Here is a 26,738-nt window from a genome sequence, read left to right on the forward strand (position 1 = left end):
GGTGTCCGGTCACCGGTGTCGTGGTGATCCCCTAGGCTCCCGGGCATGGGCCGGAGCGGGGGCGGTGTCGACGCCGTGGTGCGCACCTACCTGGACCACCTCGCGGTGGAACGGGGAACCTCGCCCAACACCCTCGACGGCTACACCCGGGACCTGCGGCGCTACCTCGACCACCTGGCCGCCGCGGGCGTCGGGGACCTCACCGAGGTGGGGGAGCGGCACGTGTCGGCGTTCCTCGCCGTGCTGCGGGAAGGCAGCGCCGACCACCCGCCGCTGGCCGCGTCGTCGGCGGCGCGCGCCCTGGTCGCGGTGCGCGGGCTGCACCGGTTCGCCGTCCGGGAAGGGCTGACCGAGCACGACGTGGCCCGCGCGGTGAAACCGCCGACACCGCCGCGCAGGCTGCCGAAGGCGCTGCCGGTCGACGACGTGCTCAAGCTGCTGGAAACCCCGCTCGGGGAAGGCCCGGGGACGCTGCGCGACCGGGCGCTGCTGGAAGTCCTCTACTCGACCGGTGCCCGCATCTCCGAGGCCGTCGGGCTCGACCTCGACGACATCGACGTCGTGGAGCGGACCGTGCTGCTCGACGGCAAGGGCGGCAAGCAGCGGCTCGTCCCGATCGGGCGACCCGCGTTGGCGGCCGTCGACGCCTACCTGGTGCGCGCGCGGCCCGCGCTCGCGGCGAACGGCCGCGGCACGCCCGCGGTGTTCCTCAACGTGCGCGGCGGCAGGCTGTCGCGGCAGAGCGCGTGGAACGTCCTGAAGGTCGCCGCCGAGCAGGCAGGGATCCGGGTCCCGGTGTCGCCGCACACGCTGCGGCACTCCTTCGCCACGCACCTGCTCGAAGGTGGCGCGGACGTGCGGGTCGTGCAGGAACTGCTGGGCCACGCCTCGGTGACCACCACCCAGATCTACACGCTCGTCACCGTCACGACCCTCCGCGAGGTCTACGCCACCGCCCATCCCAGGGCCTTGGGGTAGAAAATCGGGTCCTTAGGCGAGGAAAACTCCCGAGTCAAGTGATTTGGCGACCGACTGTCGCCTACGCTGGTCGCCCGGAGGTGGGTGATGGGTGAGCTGGATGAACCGGGTGCCGACGCGCTGGCGCTGCCGGAGGTGCTGCACGCCCTGAGCGACCCGACCCGGCTGGCGGTGATCACGCAGCTGGCCGACGCGGGTGAGCTGTCGTGCGGCACCCTCGACGTGTCGGTGGCCAAGTCGACCCTGTCGCAGCACCTGCGGGTGCTGCGACAGGCGGGCGTCACGCACACCCGCCGCGACGGCAACCAGCGCTGGCTCTCGCTGCGCCGCGTCGACCTGGACCTTCGATTTCCCGGTCTGCTCGACTCCGTTCTCGGCGCCGTGGTCCGGGTCGACAACTAGTCCCCCGCGTTTTTCTCGGTCGAAGCGTTTGCGGCGAGCCGCGTTGGTAGACAAACGTGACCCGCTTAGTCTGCGCTTGACAGGTTCGCAGGCGACAAGGAGCTAGATCGCCATGTCGACACTTCCCCACGGGGGTGCGGTCGAGCTGAGCATCGCGCCGCGCGCGGCCAGTGACGACGACGAGGCGCACGAGGAGGTCAACGGCCAGGGCCTCGGCCCCACCGGGCGGCCCAAGCGGCACATCCCCGAGCCCTCGCTGATCGAGCACCACGGCCCCGCGCGCGTGCTGGCGATGTGCAACCAGAAGGGCGGCGTCGGCAAGACCACGTCGACGATAAACCTCGGCGCCGCGCTGACCGAGTTCGGCCGCCGCGTGCTGCTGGTCGACTTCGACCCGCAGGGCGCGCTGTCGGTCGGCCTGGGCATCCCCGCGCACACGCTGGACCAGACCATCTACAACGTGCTCATCGAGCGCTCGGTCGGCATCCGCGACGTCGTCATCCGCACCTGCGTCGACAACATGGACCTGCTGCCCAGCAACATCGACCTGTCCGCGGCCGAGGTGCAGCTGGTGTCCGAGGTCGGCCGCGAGCACTCGCTGCTGCGCACCCTGCGCCCGGTGCTCGACGACTACGACTACATCTTGGTCGACTGCCAGCCCTCGCTCGGCCTGCTCACCGTCAACGCCCTGGCCGCCGCCGACGGCGTGCTGATCCCGCTGGAGTGCGAGTTCTTCAGCCTGCGCGGGGTCGCGCTGCTCATCGACACCATCGACAAGGTCCGGGACCGGCTCAACCCCAAGCTGGAGATCACCGGCATCCTGGCCACCATGTTCGACCCGCGCACCCTGCACTCCCGCGAGGTGATGGCGCGCGTGGTCGAGGCGTTCAAGGAGACCGTGTTCGACACCGTGATCAACCGGACCGTGCGCTTCCCGGAGACCACCGTCGCCGGGGAGCCCATCACCACCTGGGCGCCGCGCTCGGCGGGGGCCAAGGCCTACCGCCAGCTCGCCCGCGAGGTGATCGCCAGGTGACCCAGCTGTTCGACCCGGTCCCCCGCGGCACGCCCCGCCAGAAGCACAGCTCGAAGATCACGGTCTACGTGTCGGACGAGGAACTGCTCGCCCTGGAGCAGGCCCGGCTGACGCTGCGCGCCGGGTTCGGCGTGGCCGTCGACCGCGGCCGCGTGGTGCGCGAGGCCATCGCGGTGGTGCTGGCCGACCTCGCCGAGCACGGCGCCGACTCCGTCCTGGTGCGCAGGCTGCGCCAGGACGGCGCGTCGTGACCGTGGCCGACACCGCCGCCCCGGAGGGCGGCCCGAGCCGGTTCACCGTGCGGCTGTCGAACTTCGAGGGCCCGTTCGACCTGCTGCTGCAGCTGATCTCGCAGCACCAGATGGACGTCACCGAGGTGGCGCTGCACCGGGTCACCGACGATTTCATCGCGCACATCAAGTCCCTCGGCGACGACTGGGACCTCGACGAGACCACCGAGTTCCTGGTGGTCGCCGCGACCCTGCTGGACCTGAAGGCGGCCCGGCTGCTGCCTGCGGGCGACGTGGAGGACGAGGAGGACCTGGCGCTGCTGGAGGCCCGCGACCTGCTCTTCGCCCGGTTGCTGCAGTACCGGGCGTACAAGCAGGTGGCGGCGCTGTTCGGCGAGCTGGAGGCGGGCGCGCTGCGGCGCTACCCGCGCTCGGTGGCGCTGGAGGACCGGTACCAGGAGCTGCTGCCGGAGGTCATGCTCGGCGTCGACCCGGCCCGCTTCGCCCAGATCGCGGCGGCCGTGTTCCGGCCCAAGCCGCCGCCGACGGTGTCGATCGACCACCTGCACATGGGCCGGGTGTCGGTCCGCGAGACGGCCGCCATCCTGCGGGCCCGGCTGGCGGAACTGGGCACGGCCACCTTCGGCGACCTGGTCGCCGACTGCGAGCACACGATCGAGGTCGTCGCCCGGTTCCTGGCCCTGCTGGAGCTGTACCGGGAGGCGACGGTCCTGTTCGAACAGGCCGAACCGCTGGGCGAGCTGCGCGTGGAGTGGACGGGCGGCGCGCTGTCGGAGGTGGCCGCCGCGCCGGTCGACGCGGGCGACGAGGACTACGGCTGAGTTGCCGGGGCAGGCCGGGCGGTGGTTCGCCGGTCTGCGATCGTGTGCGGTGCATCGCGAACTGCGTACTTCTCGGAGAGGGAAACTCGATGGCGGCCGGGGACCTGGAACAGACGGAACCGGAGACGGCGGGCGAGCCCGCGCCGTCCCCGGCCGCGGACACGGGTGACCAGGGCGCGGACGCCGCCGGCGGGTCGGTGGTCGACGCGGGGCCGGACGGCGGTAGCTCGGCGGCTGCTGGGGGTGCGGCGAGCGCTGCGTCGGTGGATGCCGAGCCGGACGGTGCCGGTGACTCTGCGAGTGGTGTCGCGAGCGCTGGGCCCGAGGACCCGGTGGGCGCTGAGCCGGGGAGTGCCTTGGTGGATGGCGAGTCGGTAGGTGCTGGTGTCTCGATGAGTGGCGTGGCAGGTCTTGGTGCCGAGGTCGACGGCGCTGGGGCAGAGGACCCGACGACTGTCGCGGCGGACGGTGCCGATGGCTCGGCGGCGGATCCTGGTGCCGAGGCTGGGGGCCCGGTGTCTGTCGCGGCGGATGCCGACCTGGACGGTGCCGGCGGTGCTGCGGAGGCCGGAGCGAGTGGTGACTCGGCCGGGGCCGAGGAGGCCGCGTCGGGTGCTGAACCGGAGGGTGACCTCGTCGCGGTCGGCGCGTCCGCGTTCCCCGACCTGACCGAGGACGCCGACCTCGACGCGGCGCTGGAGTCGCTGCTGCTGGTGGTGGACTCGCCTGCCGAGGTGGAGGTGCTGGCCACCGCTGTCGACCAGGGGGTCCGGCGGGTGCGTGAGGCGCTGCGGCGGATCTCCGCCCGCTACACCGAGCAGGGCAGCGGCATCGACCTGCGGCGCGTGGGGGAGGGGTGGCGGTTCTTCACCCGCGACAAGTACGCGCCCGTGGTGGAGAAGCTACTGCTCGACGGCCAGCGGGCCAAGCTGACCCGGGCCGCTTTGGAGACCCTGGCCGTCATCGCCTACCGTCAACCGGTCACCCGGTCGCGGGTGGCGGCGGTGCGCGGGGTCAACGTCGACGGCGTCATCCGCACCCTCGTGGTGCGCGGGCTGATCGAGGAGACCGGCACCGACCCGGAGACAGGTGGGATCCTGTACCGGACGACCGAGTTGTTCCTGGAGCGGTTGGGGCTGGCCTCGCTGGAGGACCTGCCACCGATCGCGCCGTTGCTGCCAGAAGTGGATGCGATCGACGATGTCAAGTAGCCCGGAGGGCATCCGGCTGCAGAAGGTCCTCTCCAACGCCGGGGTCGCCTCGCGGCGGGCCGCCGAGGACCTGATCGACCAGGGCCGGGTCAGCGTCGACGGCCAGGTCGTGCGCGAGCAGGGCAAGCGCGTGGACCCGGAGAACGTGGTCATCCACGTCGACGGCGTGCGGGTCGTGGTGCGCGAGGACCGGCTGTACCTGGCGCTGAACAAGCCGCGCGGCGTGCACAGCACGATGGAGGACGACCGCGGTCGCCCCTGCGTCGGCGACTACCTGCGCGACCGCGGCGAACGCCTGTTCCACGTCGGCAGGCTCGACGCCGAGACCGAGGGCCTGCTGCTGTTCACCAACGACGGCGACCTGGCCCACCGGCTGATGCACCCGTCGTACAAGGTGATGAAGACGTACCTGGCCGAGGTCCCCGGCCCGGTGGCCCGCGACGTGGGCAAGCGCCTGCGCCAGGGCGTCGAGTTGGAGGACGGCCCGGCCCGCGTGGACTCCTTCCGCCTGGTCGACTCGTACGGCGGGAAGGCCCTGGTGGAGGTCATCATCCACGAGGGCCGCAAGCACATCGTCCGCCGCCTGCTCGACGAGGTCGGCTACCCGGTGCTGAGCCTGGTCCGCACCCAGATCGCCGACGTGCGGCTGGGCAACCAGCGCCCCGGCTCGCTGCGGGCGCTGAACCGGCCGGAGGTCGGGGGGCTCTACTCGGCCGTGGGGCTCTGAGGCGGTAGTTCGTCGAGCTGCCGCAGCACCCGGTCGGCGTCGTCGCCGCGGCCTTGCTCCCGGTACAGGGCCAGCGCCTGGAGCCACACCGTCCGCGACTGCTCGTGCCGCCCCAACGCGGCGTACGGGTGGCCGAGACCGTCGAGGCTGTCGGCGACCTCGTGGCTGTTGCCCAGGTCCCGGAACATCGCGAGGGCCCGGCGGTAGTGGTCGACGGCCTCGTGGTGGTGGCCCCGGTGGTGCTCGATCCACCCGAGGCTGTCGTGGGCTGCCGCTTCGCCGTCCGGGTTGTCGTGCCGCTGGTACAGGGTGAGGGCCGCACGGCAGTGCTCGCCGCCCGCGTCGTAGTGCCCCAAGCGGTCCTCGCACCAACCGACCGCGTTGAGCGCGTCGGCCACCCAACCCGGCTGACCGAGGCTCCGGTACCGGCCCAGGGCGTGGACGGCGTGCTCCAGCGCGCGTTGGTCGTCCCCCCGCTGCCCCCAGGCCCGCGCGAGCGCCCGCTGCGTGCGGGCCTGCTGGGTGGCGTCGCCGAGCTGCTCGGCCAAGGCGAGCGCCTGGTGCAGGTGGGCGATCGCGCCGTCGTGGTCGCCCAGTTCGGCGTGGGCGAGCCCGAGGAACCGGTGGGCGCGCGGAGGGGCGGCCGGGTCGGGCAGGTGGGCGGCGGCGTCGGTGGCGAGCTGCCACGTGACCAGCCGGTCGTGCCGGTGCCCGCGCCGGTACTGGTAGGTGTAGAGGCCCCACGCGAGGTGCCAGACAGCGGGGTACCAGGTGCGGGTGGCCGCGGTGTGCTGTGCCGCGAGCAGGCAGGTGCACTCGGCGTCGAACCAGGCCCAGGCGGCCGCGGCGTCGGGCACCGGCTGGGGGTCGGCGCCGGGCACGGGTGGATCCGGGCGCGGGAGGTCGTGGTGGGGATCCAGGCGCAGGGCGGCGGCGTGCGCGGTGTGGGTGTAGAAGTCGACGACTCTCCGCACCGCGGCGTCGCGGATGTCCGCCGGGAGGTCGTCGGCGATGGTCATGGCGTAGGCGCGGATCAGGTCGTGCATCCCGTGGCGGTTGCCGGGGACGCGGTTGACCAACGACACCTCGGTCAGGGCGCGCAGTGCCGCGCGCGCTTCCCGCTCGGGTAAGCCGGTCAGGCGGGCGACGGCGGCCGTGCCGGTGTCCGAACCCGGGGCTATCCCCAACAGCGCGAACACCAGCCGCCTGCGATCGGTGAGGCGGTGCAGAGACTAGGACAGCACCGTGGACAGGCCCGAGTTGGGCGCCTCGGAGTCCAAGGCGGCCAGGCCGAGGGCGCGCAGTTCGGCGACGCTGTCCCGCAGCGGCGCGGGCGGCGGTAATCCCCAGGGCCAGTGGGAAGCCGCCGCACAGGCTGACCAACCCCGCCACGGCGCGCTCGTCGGAGGGGCCGAGGGCGGTGGTGAGCAGGTGGTGGGCCTCGGCGTCGGTGAGGACGTCCAAGCGCACCGGCTGGGCGCCGTGGCGGGCGACGAGGTCGTGGAGGGGGTCGCGGCTGGTGACCAGCACGGCGCACCGGCCACCGCCGGGGAGCAACGGGGTGACCTGGTCCGCCGTGGCGGCGTTGTCCAGCACCACCAGCACCCGCTTGTCCGCGACCAGGCTGCGGTACAGCTCGGTGCGGCGGTCCTGGTCGGTGGGCGGGCGGTCGACGCCCAGCGCGTCGAGGAAACCGGCGAGCACGTCGGTGGGGCGCGCCGGTCGGCCGGTCGGGCTGAAGCCGCGGAGGTCGACGAACAGGTGGCCGTCGGGGAATCGGTGCGCGTTGTGGTGTGCCCAGGTCAGGGCGAGCCAGGTCTTGCCGATTCCCCCGGTCCCGCTGATCACCGAGATCGGCGCGGCCGCCGAGTCGAGGGTGGCCAGGTGCGCGACCCGTCCGACGAAGCCGCGCGGTACCGGTGGCAGCTGGCGTGGCACCGGGCGGTGCGGTGGGAGGTGGATATCGCCGTGGATCGTGTGCTTGGACGACGTTCGTGGCCGAGATGACGGTGTTGCGCGTGCCGTCCTGCTGGTCCGCCATCGCGCACCCCCGCCGACTCGGGACATCGACGGTACCGGGTGCTCCCGCCGTCCGGTATCCGCTTGTGCGTGCCCGGTGATCACCCAGGGGGCAGGATGACCTCCATGAGCGAGTGGATCCGGCCGATCAGGCGGGGGTGGGTGGTCCGGAGCGAGGTGCCCGGGCCGGACGTCGACGAGTTCGCCGACGCGCATCGGGTTGTGGGGGCGTTGGCGCGGCCTGGGGCGGCCGAGGGGACTTTGCTCGCTGTGCAGCACCCGCATCGGACGCCTGCGGCGTTGGCGGCCGGGAAGGGGTTGTTGGACGCTCTGCCCGAGGCTCGGCGGACGTTGCGGGGGCTTGAGCGGACCGCCTATAGGCCGGTCACCGACGTCGTGGCGCCCTATAGGGTCGATGGGCCCGACGGGTCCGCGACGGGGGTCTTGTGCCTGGTCGACCCGGCCGCGGTCGGGGCGGACGGCGAGTCGTGGGTGCGGCACAGCGAACAGGTCTACCCCGAGGTGGTGGCCGAGCGCGCCATGGTGCTCACCGGGCTCGGCTGCCTCACCAGCGCCGCCCTGCTCGTCCCGGTGTCCGAAGGGGACGTCCTCACCGCGACCGTCGAGCAGGCCATCGCCGCCGCCGGGCCGCCCGTCGCGGCGACGGTGGACACGGGTGGGCGCCGTCACCAGCTCTGGCTGCTGGGGCCCGGTCCCATCCGGGACGCGGTGATGACCGTGGTCGGCGCGCAGCCGCTGTTGATCGCGGATGGGAACCACCGGGTCGCCGCGGCGGCGGCGGCCGAGTTGAGCGGCATGCTCGCGCTGGTCACGGCCGGGCCCGGGCTGCGCATCGGTGCCTTCCACCGGGTCCTCACCGGCACCGGCCTCGACGCCACGGCCATGGCCGACGCCTGGCGCGCGCGGGGGCTGGACGTCCGCGAGGTCGACGAGCCCGGGACCCCGCCGTCCGCACCGGGCACCGTCCTGGTGCGCACGCCGACCAAGACCCTGGTCGTGCACCTCGCGTCGTCGCGGGCGATCGACCACGGTGTTGTCGAGACGCTGCTGCTGCGTGACGCGCTGGGCATCGATCCGGAGAGCCCGAAGGTGCGCCCGTTGCCCGACGGTCGCGACCCGGGGCCGGATTTCGACGCGCTGCTCATGCTCGCACCGGTGCCGCTGTCCGACGTTCTCGCCGTGCACGCGGCCGGTGGGCGTATGCCGCGTAAGAGCACCTATTTCACGCCAAAGCCCCGTAGTGGTCTCTTGCTCGCCGATCTCTAAGCGGGAGTACGGCTCAACGACCGCGCCACCGGCTCCACTACGCGGGCGGCGACCGGGCCGAGGATGGCCATCAGCAGCACGTACGCGGTGGCCAACGCGGCGAGCCGCTCGTCCACCACACCCGCGCTGACCGCCAGGCCCGCGATGACGATGGAGAACTCGCCGCGCGCGACCAGCGCCGCGCCCGCGCGGGCCCGGCCCATCCTCGCGATGCCCTGCCGGGACGCGGCGAACCAGCCGGTGGCGATCTTGGTCACCGTGGTGACCACGGCCAGCGCGACGGCGTAGCCGAGCACGGGCGGGATGGAGCGCGGGTCGGTGTTGAGGCCGAACACCACGAAGAACACCGCGGCGAACAGGTCGCGCAGCGGCTCCAGCAGCTTGGTGGCGTTCTCCGCCGTCGACCCGGAGATGGCGATGCCCAGCAGGAACGCGCCGACCGCGGCGGAGACCTGCAGCTGCGACGCCACGCCCGCGACCAGCAGCGCCGCGCCGAGCACGCGCAGCAGGAAGACCTCGGGTTCCGGGCTGTCGACGAGCATCGATACGTACCGGCCGAACTTCAGCGCGATGACCAGCACGACCGTGATCGCGATCAGCGACACGCCGACCGCGGTCAGCCCGCCCGCGAGCGTCGCCCCGCCCAGCAGGCCGGTGAGGATCGGCAGGTAGACGGCCATCGCGAGGTCCTCGAACACCAGGATCGACAGGACCACCGGGGTTTCCCGGTTGCCCAGCCTGCCCAGGTCGCCGAGCACCTTCGCGACGATGCCCGACGACGAGATGTAGGTGACGCCCGCCATCGCCAGCGCGCCGATCGGCCCCCAGCCGAGCACCAGCGCGACGGCCGCCCCGGGCAGCGCGTTGAGGACGATGTCGACCAGGCCCGCGACCCACGAACGGCGCAGGCCGGTGACGAGTTCGGCGGCGGAGTACTCCAGGCCCAGGAGCAGCAGCAGGAGCACCACCCCGATCTCGCCCGCGAGCTCGGTGAACCCCTCGATGCCCTCCAGCGGGACCAGCCCACCCGCGCCGAAGGCCAAGCCGCCGATCAGGTACAGCGGGATCGGGGACAGCCCGATGCGCCACGCGAGACGGCCGAGCAGGCCGAGGCCGAAGAAGACAGCGCCCAGCTCGATGAGGGAGATGGCGGAACCGTGCAAAAGACGTTTTCCCGTCGATCAGCCGCGGTCGAGCACGTCCGAAGCCCGCGCGAGGCCGTCGGGGGTACCGACCGTGATGAGCATGTCGCCCCCACCGAGGGCGAAGTCCGGCCGCGGTGACGGGTGGATCGACCCCGCCCGCACGACCGCGACCACCGACACCCCGGTCCGGGTGCGCAGGGCCGTGTCACCCAGGGTCCGCCCGTCGAACGGCGACCCCGGCACCACCGGCAGCTGCCGGGTGTGCACCCCGGCCGCCTGCTCCTGGAGCTGGGCGACGAGGTTGGGCGCGCCCAGTAAATTCGCCAGCGCGGCGGACTCCTCGACGGTCAGCGGGATGGACGCCACGCAGGAATCGGGGTCGTCCCGCTTGGACACGATCAGCTCGAAGTGCCCGTCGCGGTGGTTCACCACCCCTATCCGGCGGCCGGACTTGGCCAGGAAGTCCTGCCGGGTCCCTATGCCCGGTAGTGGAGTCACCTCGACGTTCACCACACCACGGTAACAAGGCGAAGTGTCCGGTTGTCCCGGCCGGGTTAGCGTGGGCGTTGGAGGTCGCCATGGAGGACGACGCGGGGGTCGCCGGGTTCGTCGCGGCTAGGTGTACTGACCCGAGACGTTGCGAACGGTCCGACACGTGATCGGATGATCTTGAAATGAGGGAGGGCCTCCGGGTTCGGTGTGGATTGCGACATCTGCACCGGCTACCCAGGAGGCCCTCCATTCCTCACGCTAACGCACCACTGACCGAGCTGGGCAGGCTGCGCCTGGCCCGGTGTGTCGTGGACGACGGGTGGCCGCTGCGGCGGGCCGCGGAGCGGTTCCAGGTCTCGGTGAGCACCGCGAAACGCTGGGCCGGGCGCTACCGCGCCGAAGGTGCCGCGGGCATGGCCGACCGCTCGTCACGCCCGCACACCAGCCCTGCTCGCACCTGCGCCCGCCAGGAACGCCGGATCATCAAGGTTCGGCTGGATCGGCGGTGGGGACCCGCCCGGATCGCGTTCCTGCTGGAGCTGAACCCCTCAACCGTGCACCGGGTCCTGCGCCGCTACAACCTGGCCCGGCTGCGGCACCTGGACCGGGCCACCGGAGCACCGATCCGCCGCTACGAGCACGCCGCCCCCGGCGACCTCGTACACGTCGACATCAAGAAGCTGGGCAACATCCCCGACGGCGGCGGCCACAAAATCCACGGACGGACAATCGGCACGCGCAACAGCTCCGCCCACCGCGACACCACCCGCCCCCGCACCACCCACGGCCGCCCGAATCTGGGCTACAGCTTCCTGCACAACGCCGTCGACGACCACAGCCGACTTGCCTACACCGAGATCCTCGCCGACGAGACCAAGGAGACCGCGGCCGCGTTCTGGTCACGGGCCCAGACCTTCTTCAACACCAACGGGATCACTGTCACGCGAGTGCTCACCGACAACGGATCCTGCTACCGATCCCGGCTTTGGCGCGACACCCTCACCGCAGCCGGAATCACCCACAAACGCACACGCCCACACCGACCCCAGACCAACGGAAAAGTAGAGCGGTTCAATCGCACCCTGCTCGACGAATGGGCCTACGCCCGCCCCTATCTCAGCGAAACCGAACGCCGTGAGGCGTTGCCGCGCTGGCTGCATCTCTACAATCACCACCGCGGACACACCGCACTCGCAGGCCAGCCACCCGCCACCCGCGTTCCTAACCTCTCAGGGCACTATGGGGTGCCTCGAAGTCTCCGGACAGCGGCTAAACAACGGTCGGTATCGCTGACTTTCGAGCGTGGTATGCGTGGTGCACTTCTCGTGGCGTGCGGTATCCGAGTGCGGAGTGTCTCCGTCGCGAATTGTAGCGGAGTTCGATATAGCGGGCAATGTCTCGGCGGGCGTGTTCGCGGGTCGGGTATCGGGTGCGGTGAACGAGTTCGTTCTTGAGAGTGGCGAAGAACGATTCCGCCGGTGCGTTGTCGTAGCAGATACCGGTGCGGCCCACGGACTGTCGGATGTGTAGGGACGCGAGAGTGGCGGCGAAGGTGGCGGAGGTGTAGTTGCTGCCGCGATCGGAGTGGAATATCGCGTTGTCGGTGAGATGGCCGTTCCGAACGGCGCGATGGATGGCCGTCTCGATCAACGGTGTCTTGTAGTTGTCGTCCATCGCCCACCCGGTGACCGCCTTGGTGTGACAGTCGATCACGGTCGCGAGGTAGAGCCATCCCTCATCCGTCGGAATATAGGTGATGTCACCCACCGCTTTTCGACCGGGTTCGGCGGCGGTGAAATCGCGGCGGACGAGGTCGGGGACGTCATGGACCTGGCCGTCGCCGGCGGTGAGGACGAACCGCCACGGCCGGGGCTGACACGGACGCAGCCCCAGCTCACGCATGACCTGACGCACCAACTCCGGCCCGCACTCCACGCCCTGGGCGACGAGATCGGCGTGGATCCGCCGATACCCGTACGTGCCGTCGGACGCCTCGAAAAACCCGACAACCAACCGTGACAGCTCACCCCGCCGCGCCGCGGTGCCCGACATCGGGCGAGTCCTCCATTCGTAGAACCCCGATCGGGAGACATCGAGAATCCGGCACATCCGTGTCACCGGCAACGATGTCGAGACGTCCACGTCCTTATCTGCGGCAGCGTGCTGTGCGTCGATGAACTCGAACCGGTCGCTCACCGATGATCCTTGGCAAAGTACGCGGCAGCTTTTTTCAGGAACTCGTTCTCCAACCGCAGATCACGCGCTTCCCGCTCCAACTCACGCAGCCTCGCCCGCTCCGACACATCCAACGGCGACTCGTCGCCGCCCTGCGCCGCCCGATAATCCTTGACCCACTTCCCTAGACTCACCTCACCGACACCAAGTTCCTTCGCCACCTGAGCGATCGGACGCCCGGTCTCGATCACCAACTTCGCCGCTTCCTCCCGATACTCCCGAGAGAAACTCCTCCTTGATCCCGCCAAAACCGTCTCCTTCCAGAGAACCCAATTCTACTTGGTCCACTGTCCGGAAACTTCGAAGCACCTCACTACAGCTAGGCAGCGGGTGTTGGCTGAGCTGCGTGGTGAGGGGTGGGAGTTGGAGCTGACCTCGCCTGGGGCGCCGTTCCAGCTTGAGGGGCGTGCTCCATCGGGGGAGGAGTTCTACTTTCGGTGTCGGTGGAGTACGTGCTCGCTGGAGTTCGGTGACTTTGACGATCCAGCCTGGTATGGCGAGTATGAGATTGAGGACGGCGGTGAGTACGCGGCCAGCAATATCGAGCCGGATGAGGCGGTTCGTGTTCTGAGGTTGCTCCATGAGCGGTGGTTGGCGGAGTCTGGGCGCTGATCTTCCGGTCCGTGCTCGTTCGCGGTGCGGGGTGCTGCTTGGGGCGGTGGCTGGGGTGATCGGTCTGGCTGTTCGCGGGGAGCTGTGTGGCCTTGATCGGGTGAACTTGCTCTGCGGGGCCTGCGGTGGGCTGCTGGGCGTGGGTGGGCTGGGCGCGTTGGGTTTGTCCGGCTGTTCGCGGAAAGATGGGCGGCCTTGATTGAGTGAACTTGCTTTGCGCGGGGCCCCTACGAACCTGCGGTGAGGAAGAGCGGTGGGGAGGGGCAAGCCCACCCCACCCGCGGGAGAGCTTGGCAGGCTCGTCCCCCCACGCAAAGCAAGTCCACCCAATCAAGGCGTATGACGGGGGCGCGTCGCGTTCGGTGGGGGCTGGGATTCTGCGCGGTCTTGGGGTGGGTCCGGTACTGCCGTGTTGTGTTGGGTTGGGGTTGGGATCCTGCGGTGGTTATGGGGCGGGTTCGGTAGGGCCGTGTTGGGTTGGGTGGGGGCTAGGACTCTGCTGCGGCTTCTGGGGGTGGCTGGGGAGAGAGGTGGTTGGGGAGAGGGAATGCTGGGGAGAGGGAAGGGGCGCCCGGCATGCGGTGAGGGCCGTGAGGTCGTTGGTGAGCGGGTGGAGCGCTGGTGCGATGCGGTGGGAGAGCGGTTGTGCGGTGGGGGTGCGGGGCTTAGTCGCCGCGTAGGGAGGTTTGGGAGTGGGCGAAGAGGGTGGAAAGGTGGGGGAGGCGGGCCTGTAGTTGGGCTGGGTCGGCCAGGTCCCACGGGGCGTCTTGGGGGTTTGGGGCCGTGGGGAGGTCCAGGGACTCCAGGCCGCACTCCTGGCCGGTGGCCTCTTGGTGGGCCTCGTGGGCCGCGTAGTCCAGGCTCTCCCACTCCGGCCAGTCGCGGTCTGCCCATTCCTTCATCGGTTTGGCCGCGAGGACGCGGATGCTTTCCACCTCCGCCAACGTGTCCGGGTCGTCCACCGCCCTCTCGAACGTGTCGCGGCCCAGGGTCAGCAGCCACAGCTGGAAGGACCAGAAGCTGTCGTCCGAGCACCAGCCGTCGTGGATGAGTCTGGCGGCGGCGCGCATGGTCCAGGTGTCGGCTTTGTGGTGGACGGTGGCGAGGCGTTGGGCGAAGTCGATGATCTGGGGGACGGGGAGGCGGGTCAGCTCCTCCGTGAGCCACTCCGTGCGCTCGTCGCGGTCGCCGGGTTGTTCCGCCGTTCGGCCTATCAGTTGCCAGAACGCCTCGTCGGTCATGTACCGATCATGGCAGGCCGGGGTGACAGTTCAGCGGAACAGGTTGCGGGCGATGATCTCCCGCTGGATCTCCGAGGCGCCTTCGTAGATGCGCGGGGCGCGTACTTCCCGGTAGAGGTGCTCCAGCAGGTGTCCGCGTTCCAGGGCTCGGGCGCCGTGGACCTGCACGGCCAAGTCGACGGCCACCTGGGCGGTTTCGGTGGCGAAGAGCTTGGCCATGGCGGAGAGGTGGCCGGTTTCGCCGGGGCGCTCGTCGTAGGCGCACGCCGCGTCGTGGACCATGAGGCGGGCGGCGTGCAGGCGGGTCGCGACGTCGGCCAGTTGGTGGGACACGCCCTGGAACGCAGACAGGGCGCGGCCGAAGGCCTGGCGCTGGGCGGCGTGGGCGACGGCTGCGTCCAACGCGGCCTGGGCCATGCCGACGGCGAAGGCGCCGACGCTGGGGCGGAACATGTCGAGGGTGCGCATCGCGACGGACCAGCCGCCGTCGACCTCGCCGAGGACCTGGTCGGGGTCGACGCGCACGGCGTCGAAGCGCAAGCGGCCGATCGGGTGGGGTGCGAGCAGGTCGATGTGGTCGCCGTCGAGGCCGGGGGAGTCGCGGGGGACGGCGAACGCGGTGATGCCCTTGGCGCCGTTGTCGGTCGTGCGGGCGAAAACCGAGTAGACATCGGCTTCGGGGGCGTGGGAGATGTAGGTCTTCTCGCCGGTCAGCCGGAAGCCGTCGCCGTCGCGGTCGGCGCGCAGGCGCAGGCGGGCGGCGTCCGAGCCCGCTTCCGGTTCGGTGAGGGCGAAGCCCACGGCGGCCTCGCCCCGGGCGATCCGCGGGAGCCACCGGGTCCGGACCGGATCGGTGCCCGCCAGCAGGATGGGGTACGCGCCGAGGCCCTGGAGGGCGAACGCGGTCTCCGCCTCGGTGCAGTGCCGGGCCAGGGCTTCCCGGATCACGCACAGGACAAGCGCTTTCGTCGTGGTTCCGTCGGCGGGGAACAGGTGGGCGAGGAGGCCGTGGGTCGCCAGGGAGCGGAGCAGGTCGCGGTTCAGTCGACCGGGCTCGCCCTGGTGTGCTCGGGTCGCTAGTGGACCTTTGGCGAGGTGTTCGGCGTGTTGCCGTAGTTCCTGGTACTCGGTGGGGAGGTTCATGTCGGGATCACCGCCGTGGCCACCAACTCGATCATCGCCTCGGTGTCGAACAACTCCGCCACGCCCAGCAGCGCGACGGCCGGGTAGTGCTTTCCGAAGTGCTTGCGCCACAACGGGCCCAGTTCCGGCAGGGCAGCCTTGTACGCGGCCACACTCGTGACGTAGATGATCACGGACACCAGGTGGGGCGCCTCCGACCCGGCCGCGGTCAGTGTCGAGACGACGTTTCCCGCCGCCCGGTCGAACTGCTCGGCCATCGTCTCCCCGACGATCGCGCCGGTCGGGTCCTGCGCCGTTTGGCCGCCGAGGTGCACGGTCCGCCCCGGTGCGGCGACGACGGCGTGCGCGAACCCGACCGGCGGCGCGAGGTCGGGTGCGGTGACGATCCGGTGCGGGGTCATTTCCCCCGCCAAACCGGGGAGACCCCCGCTTTCCACGCGTCGTAGAACTCGGCGTGGTCGTCGGACTTCATCAGCAGCGCCTGGGTGATGGCCTCGAGTTCGATCGACGCGCCCAGGTCCATGTCCTGCTCGCGGGTCAGCAGCACCTTCGTCGTCGAGTAGGCCAGCGCCGGGCCGTCGGCCAGCCGCCGGGCCAGTGCCTCGGTGGCGGCGGGCAGGTCGTCGACGGTGGTGCCCAACCCCAGCCACTCGGCGCGCTTCGCGTCGACCTTGTCGCCGAGGATGAGCAGTTCGGTCGCCCGCCCCAGCCCGATGAGCCGGGGCAGCAGGTACGCCGACCCCATGTCCGCCCCGGCCAAGCCGACGCGGGTGAACAGGAACGCGAAGGACGCCTTCTGGTCCAGCAGCCGGAAGTCCGACGCCAGGGCCAGCACCGCGCCCGCCCCGGCCGCCACCCCGTTGACCGACGCGACGACCGGCAGCGGGCACTCCCGCAGCGCCTTGACGACCGCGCCGGTCAGCCGGGTGAACTCCAGCAACTCCACCGGTTTCATCGCGCGCAGCGCCCCGATGATCTCCTCGACGTCGCCGCCGGAGCAGAAGCCGCGCCCGGTGCCGCGCAGCACCAGCACCTTCGCGTCGCCCCGGTGCGGCAACTCGGCGACCAGGTCGCGCAGGTCGGCGTAGACCTCGAAGGTCAACGCGTTCAGCTTCTCCGGCCGGTCCAGCGTCACCGTCGCGACCCCGTCGGCGACGGTGACGCCGAAGTGCTCCCACGCCGAGGTGAACCCGGCGGACGCCCGAAACGGACTCAACTCCCGTCCCCTCTCCCGAACTGGTGGCTCCGGCGGCCCGTCGAGCGCCGCCGGAGCCGGTGAACCGCGCCGGTCACGGCGAACCACCGCCGTCCAGCACGAGCGTTTGACCATTTACCGCGCCCGCTTCGGGTGCGGCGAGGAACAGCACCGCGAAGGCCACCTCGTCCGGTTCCAGGAGTCTGCCCAGCGGGGACGCGGAGGCCAGCGCGGACTCGGCCTCCTCCGGGGTGCGGCCGGTGCGGTCGACTATGGCGCGGATCGACTCCGCCGTCAGGTCCGTGCGCACGAAGGTCGGGCACACGGCGTTCGAGGTCACGCCGGTGCCCGCCACCTCGGCCGCGACCGCGCGCATCAGACCGACGGCGCTGTGTTTGGCGGCGGTGTAGGCGGAGGTGTAGCGCGAGCCGACGCGGCCCGCTGTGGAGGCGACCGTGACGACCCGGCCCATGTTGCGTTCCAGCATGCTGGGGATCACGGCGCGGGTGCAGAGGAAGGCGCCCAAGGCGTTGACGTTGTGGTGGTCCTGCCATTGGTCGACGGTTGTCCGGGCCAGGGGTGCGCTCGCGGCCATGCCCGCGTTGTTCACCAGGACGTCGACAGGTCCCAAGCCCGCGAACAGGTCGACCACGGCGGACTCGTCGGTCACGTCGCAGTCGGCTCGGCCCAGGGCGACCACCTCGTCACCCGCCGCGTGGAAACGGGCCGCGATCGCGGCGCCGATGCCGCGCGTGCCGCCGGTCACCACAACCCGCCTCATGACGCGTCCAGGGTGCGGAGGGCTCGGCGATCGAGTTTTCCGTTGGTGGTGCGTGGAAGTTCGTCGACGAAGACGACGCGCTCCGGTGTCTTGTGTGGGGACAGTCGCTCGCGCACGTATCGGCGCAGGTCGTCGGGGTCGATCCCGGGGGCGGACACCACCACGAACGCGTACGGCCGCACCAAGCCGTCCCGCTCGCGCCCCAGCACCGCGCACTCGACCACATCCGGGTGGCCGATCAGGCAGTGCTCGATCTCGCTCGGCGCCACCCAGATCCCGCTCACCTTCAGCAGGTCGTCCGCCCGCCCCCGGTACCGGAAGGTGCCATCCGGGTCGCGGCTCACCAGGTCTCCCGTGTGGACGGTCCCATCACCGAGGAACGTGGTGGCGGACTTCTCCGCGTCGCCGACGTACTCCAGCGCGGCCGTCGACCCCGTGACCTCCAACGTGCCGATCTCACCGTCCGGCACGTCTTGGCCGTCCGGGTCGACGACGCGCGCGGTGTAGCCGGGTACCAGGGAACCGATGCTGCCCGTGCGGGTCGAGCCCGGGCGGTTGGAGATGTAGATGTGGTACAGCTCCGACGACCCGATCCCGTCGACCACCTCGACACCGAAAGTGTTGTGCCACTTGCGGTGCAACTCCGGGGGTAGCGCCTCGCCCGCCGACGTGCACAGTCGCAGGCAGCTCAGGTCCTGGTCGTCCGCGAGGGGGTGGGCGACCATCGCCGCCATCATCGTCGGCACGTTCACCAGCACTGTCGGCCGGTGTTCGGCGATCAGCGCGAACACCCGCTCCGGCGTCGTGCGCTCCGGGAACACGATCCCGGCACCGCCGACGCCGAACGGGTACAGCGCGGCGAGGTCCCGGGCGTAGCCGAAGAACAGCTTCGGCACCGGCAGCACGACGTCGTCCGGCCCGAGCCCCAGGACCCCGCGCGCGTACCCGTCGAAGCCCGCCAGGGGGCTGCGCGCGGTGTGCGGGCAGGCTTTTGGCGCACCGGTGCTGCCGGTCGTGAACTTCCACAGCACCACGTCGTCCGGGCCGACCGGCGCCGAGTCCAAAGAGGACGAAGCGGCGGCGGCCAGGGCGTCCAGGTCGTGCTCGCCGTCGCGCAGGTCGGCGGGGCCGACGACGAGCCGGGCGCGGTCCCGCGCGCCCGCCTCGCGGAGCCGGTCGAGGGTGATCGAGTCGGCGATGACCGCGGTGGCGTCGGTGTAGTTGAGGTAGTAGGCGTAGTCCTTGACCGTCAAGAACGTGTACGTCTCGGCCGTCACCGCGCCGATCTTCTGCGCCGCGAACCAGGCGGCCACGAACTCCACGCCGTCGGCCAGGGCCAGCAGCACCCGGTCGCCCGGTCGCACGCCGACGTCGAGCAGGACGTTGCCGATGCGGTTGGTCAGCGCGGTGAGTTCGCCGTAGGTCAAGGGGCCGGTCGGGCCGAGCAGGGCTGTGCGGTCGGGGTCTTGGTCGAGGAAGCGGGTGGCGAGGTTGTACGCCCCGCGGTCACGGTGCACCTTCTCTCCTCTCTCGCCGGTGCGCGGCTTGGTCGCGGATCGCCTCGACCAGCAGCGCGGTGAGCTGCGTGAACGTGTCCGTACCCTCGTCGGCGGTGGCCTCGGCGGGTGCCCCGCAGTAGGCCTGGGACATGCCCATCGCGAGGAAGTCCCGACGTCCCGCGCCCATCTCGGCGGGCAGGTCGACGGGGACGGCGGGCAGCGCGGACATGGCCGCGGTGTCGACGAGGTCGGGCCGCTCGGCGAGGACCAGCGAGGTTTCGTAGCGGCCCGCGTGGCAGGAGCCCGACCGGAACTCCGCGGTCAGCCGCGCGACGGCCGCGCGGCGCAGCAGGTCCAGGTATCCCGTGCGGACACCGCGCTCGGCGAGCGTGTCGACCGCGCGGCGCAGTGTCCGGACGTGCGCGGGTTCGAAGTGGTTGTTGACCACGACGACGTCCGGGAACCCTTGTGCGTCGAGGGAAAGGCAGATCTCGACGACGACGTTGTGCACGGTCTCCGCGCCCACGCTGATCGCCCCGGGGAAGCCCGCCGCGAAATCCGTTACGCCGTAAGGCAAGGCGGGCAGAACCAGCACGTGGACCTCGGGATCGTCGGCCAGCCGCGCGGCGGCCCGGGCGCACATGCCCGCCGAGATGATCGGGTCGGTGTCCAGCGGCGCGTGCGGGCCGTGCGGTTCGATCGCGCCGACCGGGAGCAGCAGGACCGGCGTGCGCGGGCCGTCCCGCAGGGCCGCGACCTGGGGCGAGGTGAGGTCGGCGAACCGGGTCACGGCTTCGCCCCGGGACGCGGGTCGGCGAGCAGGCACAGGTCGGCCCGACCCGCCGCGACCACGGTGTTCACCTCGTCGAGCGTCGTCAGGTAGCCGCCGACCATGGTGCGCACGCCCGCTCCGTTGCGCACGCGGTCCGACAGCGTGGTCAGGTAGCCACGTCGGTACTCGGGGTGGAAGTCCGGGCGCGTGTGGCCCGCGCGGATGTGCACCAGGTCCACGCCGTGCTCGCGCAGCAGTCGCGCGAAGGCGGTGCCGTCCTCGATCGTGGCGCCCTTGGGGGACCAGTCGGTGACGGTCAACCGCGCCGACAGCGTGCCTGGCCACGCGGCCCGGACGGCGTCGAACACGGCCAAGGGGAAGGCGTGCGGCTTGGCCCACTCGTCGGACCGGCGGTTGGTCAGCGGGGAACGGAACCCTGCCAGCAGGTGCCCGTCGGCGATATCGAGTTCCAGCAGGTCAATGCCGGTCCCGGCGGCGCGCGCGGCGGTGTCGGCGAAGGCCCGGAGGACCCCGTCGAGGTCGGTCAGCTCGGTCGGGACGGGCGCGAACGGACCGTAGGGAACGGGCGAAGCCGCGACGAGCGGTCCCTGCGTGCCGCGCGCGCCCGCGTGCGTCAGCCGCAGACCCAGCCGGGCGCCCGCCTCGCGCACCTTCTCCGCATACGCCCGCCACGCGGCTTCCTCGAACAGCGGCGTGTCCGGGGTGAGCCTGCCCTCGGGCGTGACCGCGACCGGTTCGCCCAGCACCAGCCCGATCCCCGCCTCCGCGCGCGCGACTGCGGAGTCCACATCGGACACTTCGGCGGCCAGCCGGTTCGGCAGCCCCAGCAGCGGCGCGAACAGCGGCGGCGGCGCGACCGCGTCCGGCCCGCGCCCGGCGAACCACGCGTCGACCGACCGCACCAGCGCCGGGTCGCGCTGGGCGAGCGTGCCGTGGGTGATCCGGCCGCTGCGGGTGAGGAGGTTGAACGCGAACTGGACCGGCTCGAACCCCGTGTAGTGCCCGGTCCGGCCGAAGTACGCCGCGCTGTCGCCCGCCGCCTGCTGGAACCGGTCGACGACCGGTTGCCGCTCCAGTTCGTAGTCGGTCAGCGCCGCGGCCAGGTCGGTGCCGTGCCGGTCCAGCGCGGCGGCCAAGGCGATCGAGTCCTCCATCGCCAGTTTCGTGCCGGAGCCGATGGAGAAGTGCGCGGTGTGCGCGGCGTCGCCGAGCAGCACCAGGTTCCCCCGGTGCCAACTCGGGCACCGCACCAGCGGGAAGTCCAGCCACAGCGACCGGTTCGACCGCAGCCGGTGCCCGGCCAGGTCGTCGGCGAACAGGCGCTCGCAGAACGCGATGCTGTCCTCTTCGGACATCTCGGCCAGCCCGGCCCGCCGCCACACCGGCTCCGCGCACTCCACGATCCACGTGCTGGTGTGCTCGTCGAACGGGTACGCGTGCGCCTGGAACAGGCCGAACTCCGTCGGCCGGAACGCGAAGGTGAACGAGTCCAGCACCAGGTCGGTGCCGAACCACACGTACTTCCCGCCCTGCGGCACCACCTTCGCCTTGAAGCGCGCCGACCGCACCCGGCTGTTCGCGCCGTCGGCCGCGACCCGCAGGTCGGCCTCCGGTGGCTCGTCGACCTCGCTGTGGAACCGCAGGTCTGCGCCCAGTTCGGCGGCGCGGCGCTGGAGGATGCCCAGAAGGTGGCGACGGGAGATCGCGGTGAACGAGTGGCCGGTCGAGCGCAGCACCTCGCCCCGGTAGCGGATGTCGATCGTGGACCAGCGGGCGAACGAGTCGGTGATCTCCAGGTGGGTGCGGGGGTCGGCGTCGCGCAGCGCGCCCATGGTCTCCTCGGAGAACACCACGCCCCAGCCGAAGGTGGCGTCCGGGGCGTTGCGCTCGTGCACCACGACGTCGTGGCCCGCCTTACGCAGCAGGATCGCCAGGTACAGCCCGGCGGGCCCGGCGCCCGCGATCGACACCTCCATCAGGCGGACCCCCCGTCGACGACCTCGGCGATCCGGTTGAGGTCGCCCGCGTCGGCGCTGGTCGGGAAGAGGACCAGCTCGTCGCAGCCCGCTTCGGCGTACCCGCGGATGACGTCCCGGACCGCGCGCACCGACGTCAGGGCGCCCGCCGCGATCTTGTCGGCGAACGGGCCGGTGAAGGCGTAGTAGTCGCGCAGGTAGTCCCGGCCCGCGTCCGGGTCGCCGATCGCCAGGTACGCCTGCCCCCACAGCAGCGGCTCACCCGCGCGACCCAGGTCCTGCCAGGCCGCGCGCGCCTTCGCCGCCGCCGACGCGAACGCGCGGGGCGGGCCGCCGCCGTGCGCGTAGCCGTCGCCGTAGCGGGCCATGCGGGCCAGGGCCGAGCCGCTGGTGCCGCCGACCAGCAGCGGGATGCCGGGGGCGCCGAACGGGGCCGCCGGGCCGACACCGGACTCCGCGACCGGACCGCGCAAGTACGCCAGCTGCCGCGACAGCGCGGCGCCCCGGGTGCGGTGGTCGACCTCGGCGGCGGCGTAGTCGTCGAGCCGCGCGCCGATGCCCAGGCCGAGGGTGAGCCTGCCGCCGGAGAGCGCCTGCACGGACAGGGCCTGCTTGGCCAGCGCGGCCGGGGTCCGCAGCGGGCCGATGGCGATCATCGTGGCCAGCCGTACCCGGCTGGTCACCGCCGCGGCCGCGGCGAGGGCGGCGAACGGCTCGATCGAGTCGTAGCGCAGCCGGTCCAGCACGGCGACCGCGTCGAACGGGCCCGCGTCGGCCAGCCGCGCCCAGTCGAGCAGGGCGGAGCCGTCGCACCCGGGGACCGTGTTGGGGAGTCCGATTCCGATCCGCACCAGCGTCACACCCTTGTGGCCGGGGTCACTGCGGAAAAACGTTACGGTTGACCTCGCTCAGGTGTCAACTAAGCTCGGCGAGGTGTTCGACCCCGCACCCCAGGACCTCGTGCTGACGATTCTCGGCGCGCACCTGCGTCCCCGCGACCGCACCACGGTGTGGTCCGGCGGGCTGGTCTCGCTGCTGGTCGAGTTCGGTTTCACCCCCGGCGCCGCGCGCGTGGCCCTGACCCGCCTCGTCCAGCGCGACCTGCTGGAACGCGTCCGCGACGGCCGCATGGTGCACTACCGGCTCACCGACCGCGCGGCCGCCGTGCTGGTCGACGGCGACCGCCGGATCTTCACCGTCGGCACCGGCGTCGACCCGGCGCGCGGCCAGTGGACCGTGCTCTGGCACGCCATCCCCGAGGAGCAGCGCGTCGCCCGCACCCGGCTGGTGCGCAGGCTGCGGTTCCTCGGCTTCGGACCGGTGCAGGACGGCACCTGGCTGGCGCCGCGCGACCGGGTCGCCGAGGTCGACGCGCTGCTCGCCGACCTGGGGGTGACCGCGCACGCCGGTGTGCTGCTCGGCGCGCCCGCCGGGGCGGGCGACTTCGCCGACTTCGCGCGCCGGGTCTGGGACCTGGCCGCGCTGGCGGCCCGGTACGAGGCGTTCGTGGCGGAGTTCGCGCCCGCCAGGGAACCGGTCGACGACCCGCGCACCGCGTTCCACTTACGGGTGCGGCTCATCCACGTCTACCGGCAGTTCGCCACCCTCGACCCCGAACTGCCCGAGGACCTGGTGCCCGCGCCGCCGCACCGCGCCGCGGCCGTCGCCCTGTTCCACGACGCCTACCCCGTACTGGCCGCACCCGCCCAGCACCACTTCGACGAAGCGATGAAGCCGTGAGCGAAACGAACCCCGCCGACACCCAGGCGGCGTTGACCTACACCTCCTACCTGTCCCTCGACGAGGTGCTCACCGCGCAGCACCCGCGCTCGGACGAGCACGACGAACTGCTGTTCATCGTCATCCACCAGGTCTACGAGCTGTGGTTCAAGCAGCTGCTGCACGAACTCGGCCTGGTGCAGAACGTCCTGGAACGCGGCGACACCGCGCACGCGGTCCGCACGCTGCGCCGGGTGCTGACGATCCTCAAGGTGAACGTGGCCCAGATCGACGTGCTGGAAACCATGACGCCCCGGCAGTTCACCAGTTTCCGCGCCCGGCTGGACGCCTCCAGCGGGTTCCAGTCCGCGCAGTTCCGCGAGCTGGAAGCGGTGCTGGGGCGGCGGGACCGGCGGGCGTTCGCGCACTACCCGGAGGGCGGGGAGCAGCGGGCGCGGATCGCGGCGGCGATGGACCGGCGGTCGCTGTACGACTCCTTCCTGCGGTACCTGGTCTCGCACGGGTACGAGGTCCCGGCTTCCCTGCTGAAGCGGGATGTGGCAGAGCCCGCCGAGGCTTCGCCCGAACTGCAAGAGGTTCTGCTCGCGGTGTACGCGGACGACTCGGGGCCGTCGACGGTGGCCGAGCACCTGGTCGACCTCGACGAAGGGTTGCAGGAGTGGCGGTACCGGCACGTGAAGATGGTCGAGCGGACGATCGGGGCCAAGCCGGGGACCGGCGGGTCGGCGGGGGCGGCGTACCTGCGGGGGACGCTGTTCGAGGCCGCGTTCCCGGACCTGTGGGCCGTGCGGAGCAGGCTGTGAGGGCGGAGGAGCTGGCGCCGCGCTACGCGCGGTTCGGGGTCGGCTCGCGGCTGCTGCTGACCGGGCACTCGCACCAGGCGTGGCCGGACGTCGCGCTGGAGGGCCAGATCGCGGCCTTCGACGACGCGGCGCTGGCGGTGGACGAGAAGTGGTCGCGGGCGTTCGCGAAGGCCGACCGGGTGCGCGCCGGGTTCGCGTCGTGGCTGGGCGAGCCGGGAGCGGACATCGCGCTGGGGGCGAACACGCACGAGCTGGTGGTGCGGTTCCTGTCCGCTGTGGACTTGACCGGTCGGCCGAAGTTGGTGACCACCGACGGCGAGTTCCACACGCTGCGGCGGCAGCTGGGTCGGTTGGCCGAGGAGTTCGTGCGGATCGTGCGGGTGCCCGCCGAGCCGGTGGCGACGCTCGCCGAGCGGCTCGCGTCCGAAGTGGACGACCGGACAGCGGCCGTGCTGGTGTCGGCGGTGCTGTTCGAGACGTCGCGGATCGTGCCGGGGCTGGCCGCGGTGGCCGCGGCGTGCGAACGGCACGGGGTGGAGCTGCTGGTCGACGCCTACCACACGCTGGGGGTCGTGCCGTTCGACACGGCGGGGCTGTCGGACGCGTGGATCGTCGGCGGCGGGTACAAGTACTTGCAGTTGGGGGAGGGGAACTGCTTCCTCCGGCTGCCGCCGCACGCGCAGGAGCTGCGCCCGCTCGTGACGGGCTGGTTCGCCGAGTTCGACGCGTTGGCCGACGAGCGCGACCCGACGCTGGTGGCGTACGGGCCGGGGGCGACGCGGTTCGCGGGGTCGACGTACGACCCGACGAGCCACTACCGGGCGGCCAGGGTGATGGACTTCTTCGTCGACCTCGGACTCGACGCCCCGCTGCTGCGGGAGATCTCCCTGCTGCAGACCGGGTTGATCGTCGAGGCGTTCGACGCGTTGGGGCTGCCGGAGTCGGTGATCACGCTGGACCGGGCGGATCGCGTGGAGTTCGGGGGGTTTGTCGCCTTTCACGCCGAACGGGCCGGGGAGTTCCAGCGGGCACTGGCCGAACGCGGTGTGCTGTCGGACAGCCGGGGGAGCTACCTGCGGTTCGGGCCCGCGCCCTATTTGCGTGATTCGCAACTGCTGGACGCCGTGGCGGCGCTGGGCGAGGTCGCGCGCTGAGCCGTCCGCGCACCTACGATCGTTTTCGTGGCGGAGAAAGAGGGAAGCACCCTGACGGTGGTGCTCGCTGGGTCGGTGAACCTGCTGATCGCGATCCTGAAACTGGTCGCGGGCCTGATCACCGGCTCGGCGGCGATGCTGTCGGAGGCGGCGCACTCGGTGGCGGACACGTTCACCGAGATCCTGCTGCTGACCGCGCTGCGCGTGTCGCGCAAACCGGCGGACCGCGCGCACCCGTTCGGATACGGGAAAGCGCGGTACTTCTGGTCGCTGCTGGCCGCGGTATCGATCTTCGCGTCGGGCTCGATGTTCGCCTTGTACGAGGGTTTCTCGACGATCTTCGGTGCGGCGGGGGAACAGACGTCCCCCTTGGTCGCGTACCTGGTGCTGGCGGGCGCTTTCGCGCTGGAGTCGGTGTCCTGGGCCCAGGCCCTGCGCCAGGTCCGGCGGGACGCGGCGGACCAGCACCGCACCTTCCGGGCCCAACTCCGCCACGGCGACGACCCGACCGCCACCACGGTGTTCTACGAGGACTCGGCGGCGTTGTGCGGCCTGCTCCTGGCGTTCGCCGGGGTGGGTCTGCACCAGCTCACCGGCGCCGCCGTGTGGGACGGCGTGGCGTCGGTGGCCATCGGCGTCCTGCTGGCGTGCGTGGCGTTCCTGCTGGGCCGCGCCAACGCGGCGCTGCTGATCGGCCGCCAAGCCCCACCGGACCTCGTCTACGGCATCCGCGACACGCTGGCGGCGGCGCGGGAGGTGGACGCGGTGGTGGACCTCCAGACGATGCTCATCGGTACCGACAGCGTCCTGGTCTGCGCCCGCGTGGACTTCGACGACACCATCACGGCGGGCGAGCTGGAGCGGGTGTGCGTGCGGCTGGCGGGGGAGTTGCAGGCGAAGTTCAACGACGTGACCGAGGTGTTCATCGAACCGGTGCCGCGCAGCGACGAGGACCTGCGGGCGGCGGTGCTGGCCCGGTACGGGGAGGAACCCCGGGTGTGAACCCAGGTGATTGAACAGCCTGACTCGGCTGAACATTCCGCCAAGTCCGTCGGCCATGTTCTGTGACCGGCTCTGAAGGGGGCGCGCACTGAGCTCACACGACCTTGTCGAGCGGATCGGGCCCGCGTTGAGCGGTGCCGGAGGTGTTGGAGACCCGGAGCGTACTTGCTGGCGGTGACGGCGCGTGGAGGTGGG

25 protein-coding genes and 2 pseudogenes are annotated in these 26,738 nt (G+C 71.5%); 13 read left to right on the forward strand and 14 right to left on the reverse strand.

Features of this window, described 5'->3' with window-relative positions; translation table 11 throughout:
- Positions 1-45 precede the first annotated feature (45 nt).
- The 7 genes from xerD (at position 46) to V5P93_RS09740 (ending at position 5,426) form a co-directional block, all read left to right on the forward strand.
- Positions 46-978, forward strand: coding sequence for a site-specific tyrosine recombinase XerD (gene xerD / locus V5P93_RS09710; protein ID WP_104483602.1), 933 nt, complete (start codon positions 46-48; stop codon positions 976-978).
- A gap of 87 nt (positions 979-1,065) precedes the next feature.
- Complete coding sequence (locus tag V5P93_RS09715) at positions 1,066-1,380, forward strand: helix-turn-helix transcriptional regulator (protein ID WP_104483603.1); 315 nt, start codon at positions 1,066-1,068, stop codon at positions 1,378-1,380.
- 112 nt (positions 1,381-1,492) lie between these two features.
- Positions 1,493-2,416, forward strand: a complete 924-nt coding sequence (locus tag V5P93_RS09720) for a ParA family protein (RefSeq protein WP_104483604.1) — start codon at positions 1,493-1,495, stop codon at positions 2,414-2,416.
- Positions 2,350-2,667, forward strand: a complete 318-nt coding sequence (locus tag V5P93_RS09725; protein ID WP_245931823.1) for a hypothetical protein — start codon at positions 2,350-2,352, stop codon at positions 2,665-2,667. The genes V5P93_RS09720 and V5P93_RS09725 overlap by 67 nt, the downstream gene beginning before the upstream one ends.
- Positions 2,664-3,488: a ScpA family protein gene (locus V5P93_RS09730; RefSeq protein ID WP_104483606.1), complete on the forward strand. Its 825-nt coding sequence runs from the start codon at positions 2,664-2,666 to the stop codon at positions 3,486-3,488. Before V5P93_RS09725 ends, V5P93_RS09730 begins: the two co-directional genes overlap by 4 nt.
- Before the next feature lie 392 nt (positions 3,489-3,880).
- Positions 3,881-4,699, forward strand: a complete 819-nt coding sequence (gene scpB / locus V5P93_RS09735) for an SMC-Scp complex subunit ScpB (RefSeq protein WP_104483607.1) — start codon at positions 3,881-3,883, stop codon at positions 4,697-4,699.
- Positions 4,689-5,426: a pseudouridine synthase gene (locus tag V5P93_RS09740; RefSeq protein ID WP_104483608.1), complete on the forward strand. Its 738-nt coding sequence runs from the start codon at positions 4,689-4,691 to the stop codon at positions 5,424-5,426. Before scpB ends, V5P93_RS09740 begins: the two co-directional genes overlap by 11 nt.
- On the opposite strand, the gene V5P93_RS09745 is transcribed toward V5P93_RS09740, so the two are convergent.
- Complete coding sequence (locus V5P93_RS09745) at positions 5,405-6,625, reverse strand: tetratricopeptide repeat protein (protein WP_245931822.1); 1,221 nt, start codon at positions 6,623-6,625, stop codon at positions 5,405-5,407. The two genes, V5P93_RS09740 and V5P93_RS09745, sit on opposite strands and share 22 nt — an antisense overlap.
- A gap of 202 nt (positions 6,626-6,827) precedes the next feature.
- A pseudogene (locus V5P93_RS09750) lies at positions 6,828-7,661 on the reverse strand (NB-ARC domain-containing protein); the annotation flags it as partial.
- On the opposite strand from V5P93_RS09750, the gene V5P93_RS09755 reads away from it, so the two are divergent.
- Positions 7,572-8,732 (forward strand): DUF1015 family protein, encoded by a 1,161-nt coding sequence (locus V5P93_RS09755; protein WP_104483609.1) that lies wholly within the window; start codon positions 7,572-7,574, stop codon positions 8,730-8,732. The pseudogene V5P93_RS09750 and the gene V5P93_RS09755 sit on opposite strands and share 90 nt — an antisense overlap.
- Here the strand turns inward: V5P93_RS09755 and V5P93_RS09760 are convergent.
- Together V5P93_RS09760 and V5P93_RS09765 are read right to left on the reverse strand one after the other, a co-directional pair.
- Entirely contained in the window at positions 8,729-9,895 is a 1,167-nt protein-coding gene (locus V5P93_RS09760; RefSeq protein WP_104483610.1) for a cation:proton antiporter, read from the reverse strand. The genes V5P93_RS09755 and V5P93_RS09760 overlap by 4 nt on opposite strands.
- A gap of 18 nt (positions 9,896-9,913) precedes the next feature.
- Positions 9,914-10,387, reverse strand: coding sequence for a cation:proton antiporter regulatory subunit (locus V5P93_RS09765; protein ID WP_104483613.1), 474 nt, complete (start codon positions 10,385-10,387; stop codon positions 9,914-9,916).
- 230 nt (positions 10,388-10,617) lie between these two features.
- On the opposite strand from V5P93_RS09765, the pseudogene V5P93_RS09770 reads away from it, so the two are divergent.
- A pseudogene (locus tag V5P93_RS09770) lies at positions 10,618-11,610 on the forward strand (IS481 family transposase); the annotation flags it as partial.
- A 28-nt stretch (positions 11,611-11,638) separates the two neighbouring features.
- Here the strand turns inward: V5P93_RS09770 and V5P93_RS09775 are convergent.
- From V5P93_RS09775 to V5P93_RS09820, 10 genes are all read right to left on the reverse strand, one after another.
- A protein-coding gene (locus V5P93_RS09775; protein ID WP_104483686.1) for an IS3 family transposase occupies positions 11,639-12,852 on the reverse strand; the annotation gives its coding sequence in 2 pieces (ribosomal slippage) (positions 11,639-12,600 and positions 12,600-12,852; 1,215 coding nt in all).
- Positions 12,853-13,881: 1,029 nt separating this feature from the next.
- Positions 13,882-14,457 (reverse strand): DUF4240 domain-containing protein, encoded by a 576-nt coding sequence (locus tag V5P93_RS09780; RefSeq protein ID WP_104482550.1) that lies wholly within the window; start codon positions 14,455-14,457, stop codon positions 13,882-13,884.
- Between the two features lie 30 nt (positions 14,458-14,487).
- Positions 14,488-15,600 carry an acyl-CoA dehydrogenase family protein gene (locus tag V5P93_RS09785; RefSeq protein WP_104482551.1) on the reverse strand — a complete coding sequence of 371 codons (1,113 nt, stop codon included), beginning with the start codon at positions 15,598-15,600 and terminating at the stop codon, positions 14,488-14,490.
- On the reverse strand, positions 15,597-16,001 hold the full coding sequence (locus V5P93_RS09790) for a RidA family protein (protein ID WP_104482552.1): 405 nt from the start codon (positions 15,999-16,001) through the stop codon (positions 15,597-15,599). The genes V5P93_RS09785 and V5P93_RS09790 overlap by 4 nt, the downstream gene beginning before the upstream one ends.
- Positions 15,998-16,816, reverse strand: a complete 819-nt coding sequence (locus V5P93_RS09795; RefSeq protein ID WP_104482553.1) for an enoyl-CoA hydratase family protein — start codon at positions 16,814-16,816, stop codon at positions 15,998-16,000. Before V5P93_RS09795 ends, V5P93_RS09790 begins: the two co-directional genes overlap by 4 nt.
- A 73-nt stretch (positions 16,817-16,889) precedes the next feature.
- A complete protein-coding gene (locus V5P93_RS09800; RefSeq protein WP_104482554.1) occupies positions 16,890-17,576 on the reverse strand; it encodes an SDR family NAD(P)-dependent oxidoreductase in 687 nt (228 codons plus the stop codon).
- Entirely contained in the window at positions 17,573-19,093 is a 1,521-nt protein-coding gene (locus V5P93_RS09805; protein WP_104482555.1) for a benzoate-CoA ligase family protein, read from the reverse strand. The genes V5P93_RS09800 and V5P93_RS09805 overlap by 4 nt, the downstream gene beginning before the upstream one ends.
- On the reverse strand, positions 19,083-19,865 hold the full coding sequence (locus V5P93_RS09810; RefSeq protein WP_104482556.1) for a creatininase family protein: 783 nt from the start codon (positions 19,863-19,865) through the stop codon (positions 19,083-19,085). Before V5P93_RS09810 ends, V5P93_RS09805 begins: the two co-directional genes overlap by 11 nt.
- Positions 19,862-21,844, reverse strand: a complete 1,983-nt coding sequence (locus tag V5P93_RS09815) for an FAD-dependent monooxygenase (RefSeq protein WP_104482557.1) — start codon at positions 21,842-21,844, stop codon at positions 19,862-19,864. The genes V5P93_RS09810 and V5P93_RS09815 overlap by 4 nt, the downstream gene beginning before the upstream one ends.
- Positions 21,844-22,695 carry an LLM class flavin-dependent oxidoreductase gene (locus tag V5P93_RS09820; RefSeq protein WP_181043847.1) on the reverse strand — a complete coding sequence of 284 codons (852 nt, stop codon included), beginning with the start codon at positions 22,693-22,695 and terminating at the stop codon, positions 21,844-21,846. Before V5P93_RS09820 ends, V5P93_RS09815 begins: the two co-directional genes overlap by 1 nt.
- A gap of 61 nt (positions 22,696-22,756) precedes the next feature.
- Here V5P93_RS09820 and V5P93_RS09825 point away from each other — a divergent pair, with 61 nt between their 5' ends.
- The 4 genes from V5P93_RS09825 to V5P93_RS09840 are packed head-to-tail and all read left to right on the forward strand — an operon-like array spanning position 22,757 to position 26,543.
- On the forward strand, positions 22,757-23,584 hold the full coding sequence (locus V5P93_RS09825) for a PaaX family transcriptional regulator C-terminal domain-containing protein (RefSeq protein WP_245931677.1): 828 nt from the start codon (positions 22,757-22,759) through the stop codon (positions 23,582-23,584).
- Positions 23,581-24,387: a tryptophan 2,3-dioxygenase gene (locus V5P93_RS09830; protein WP_104482560.1), complete on the forward strand. Its 807-nt coding sequence runs from the start codon at positions 23,581-23,583 to the stop codon at positions 24,385-24,387. Before V5P93_RS09825 ends, V5P93_RS09830 begins: the two co-directional genes overlap by 4 nt.
- The gene (locus V5P93_RS09835) at positions 24,384-25,541 is read left to right on the forward strand and encodes a kynureninase (RefSeq protein ID WP_104482561.1); all 1,158 of its coding nucleotides are present in this window, start codon (positions 24,384-24,386) and stop codon (positions 25,539-25,541) included. The genes V5P93_RS09830 and V5P93_RS09835 overlap by 4 nt, the downstream gene beginning before the upstream one ends.
- A 27-nt stretch (positions 25,542-25,568) precedes the next feature.
- On the forward strand, positions 25,569-26,543 hold the full coding sequence (locus V5P93_RS09840) for a cation diffusion facilitator family transporter (RefSeq protein WP_104482562.1): 975 nt from the start codon (positions 25,569-25,571) through the stop codon (positions 26,541-26,543).
- The last annotated feature ends 195 nt before the right edge of the window (positions 26,544-26,738 follow it).

Source organism: Actinokineospora auranticolor, assembly GCF_041897805.1.
Lineage (GTDB): Bacteria > Actinomycetota > Actinomycetes > Mycobacteriales > Pseudonocardiaceae > Actinokineospora > Actinokineospora auranticolor.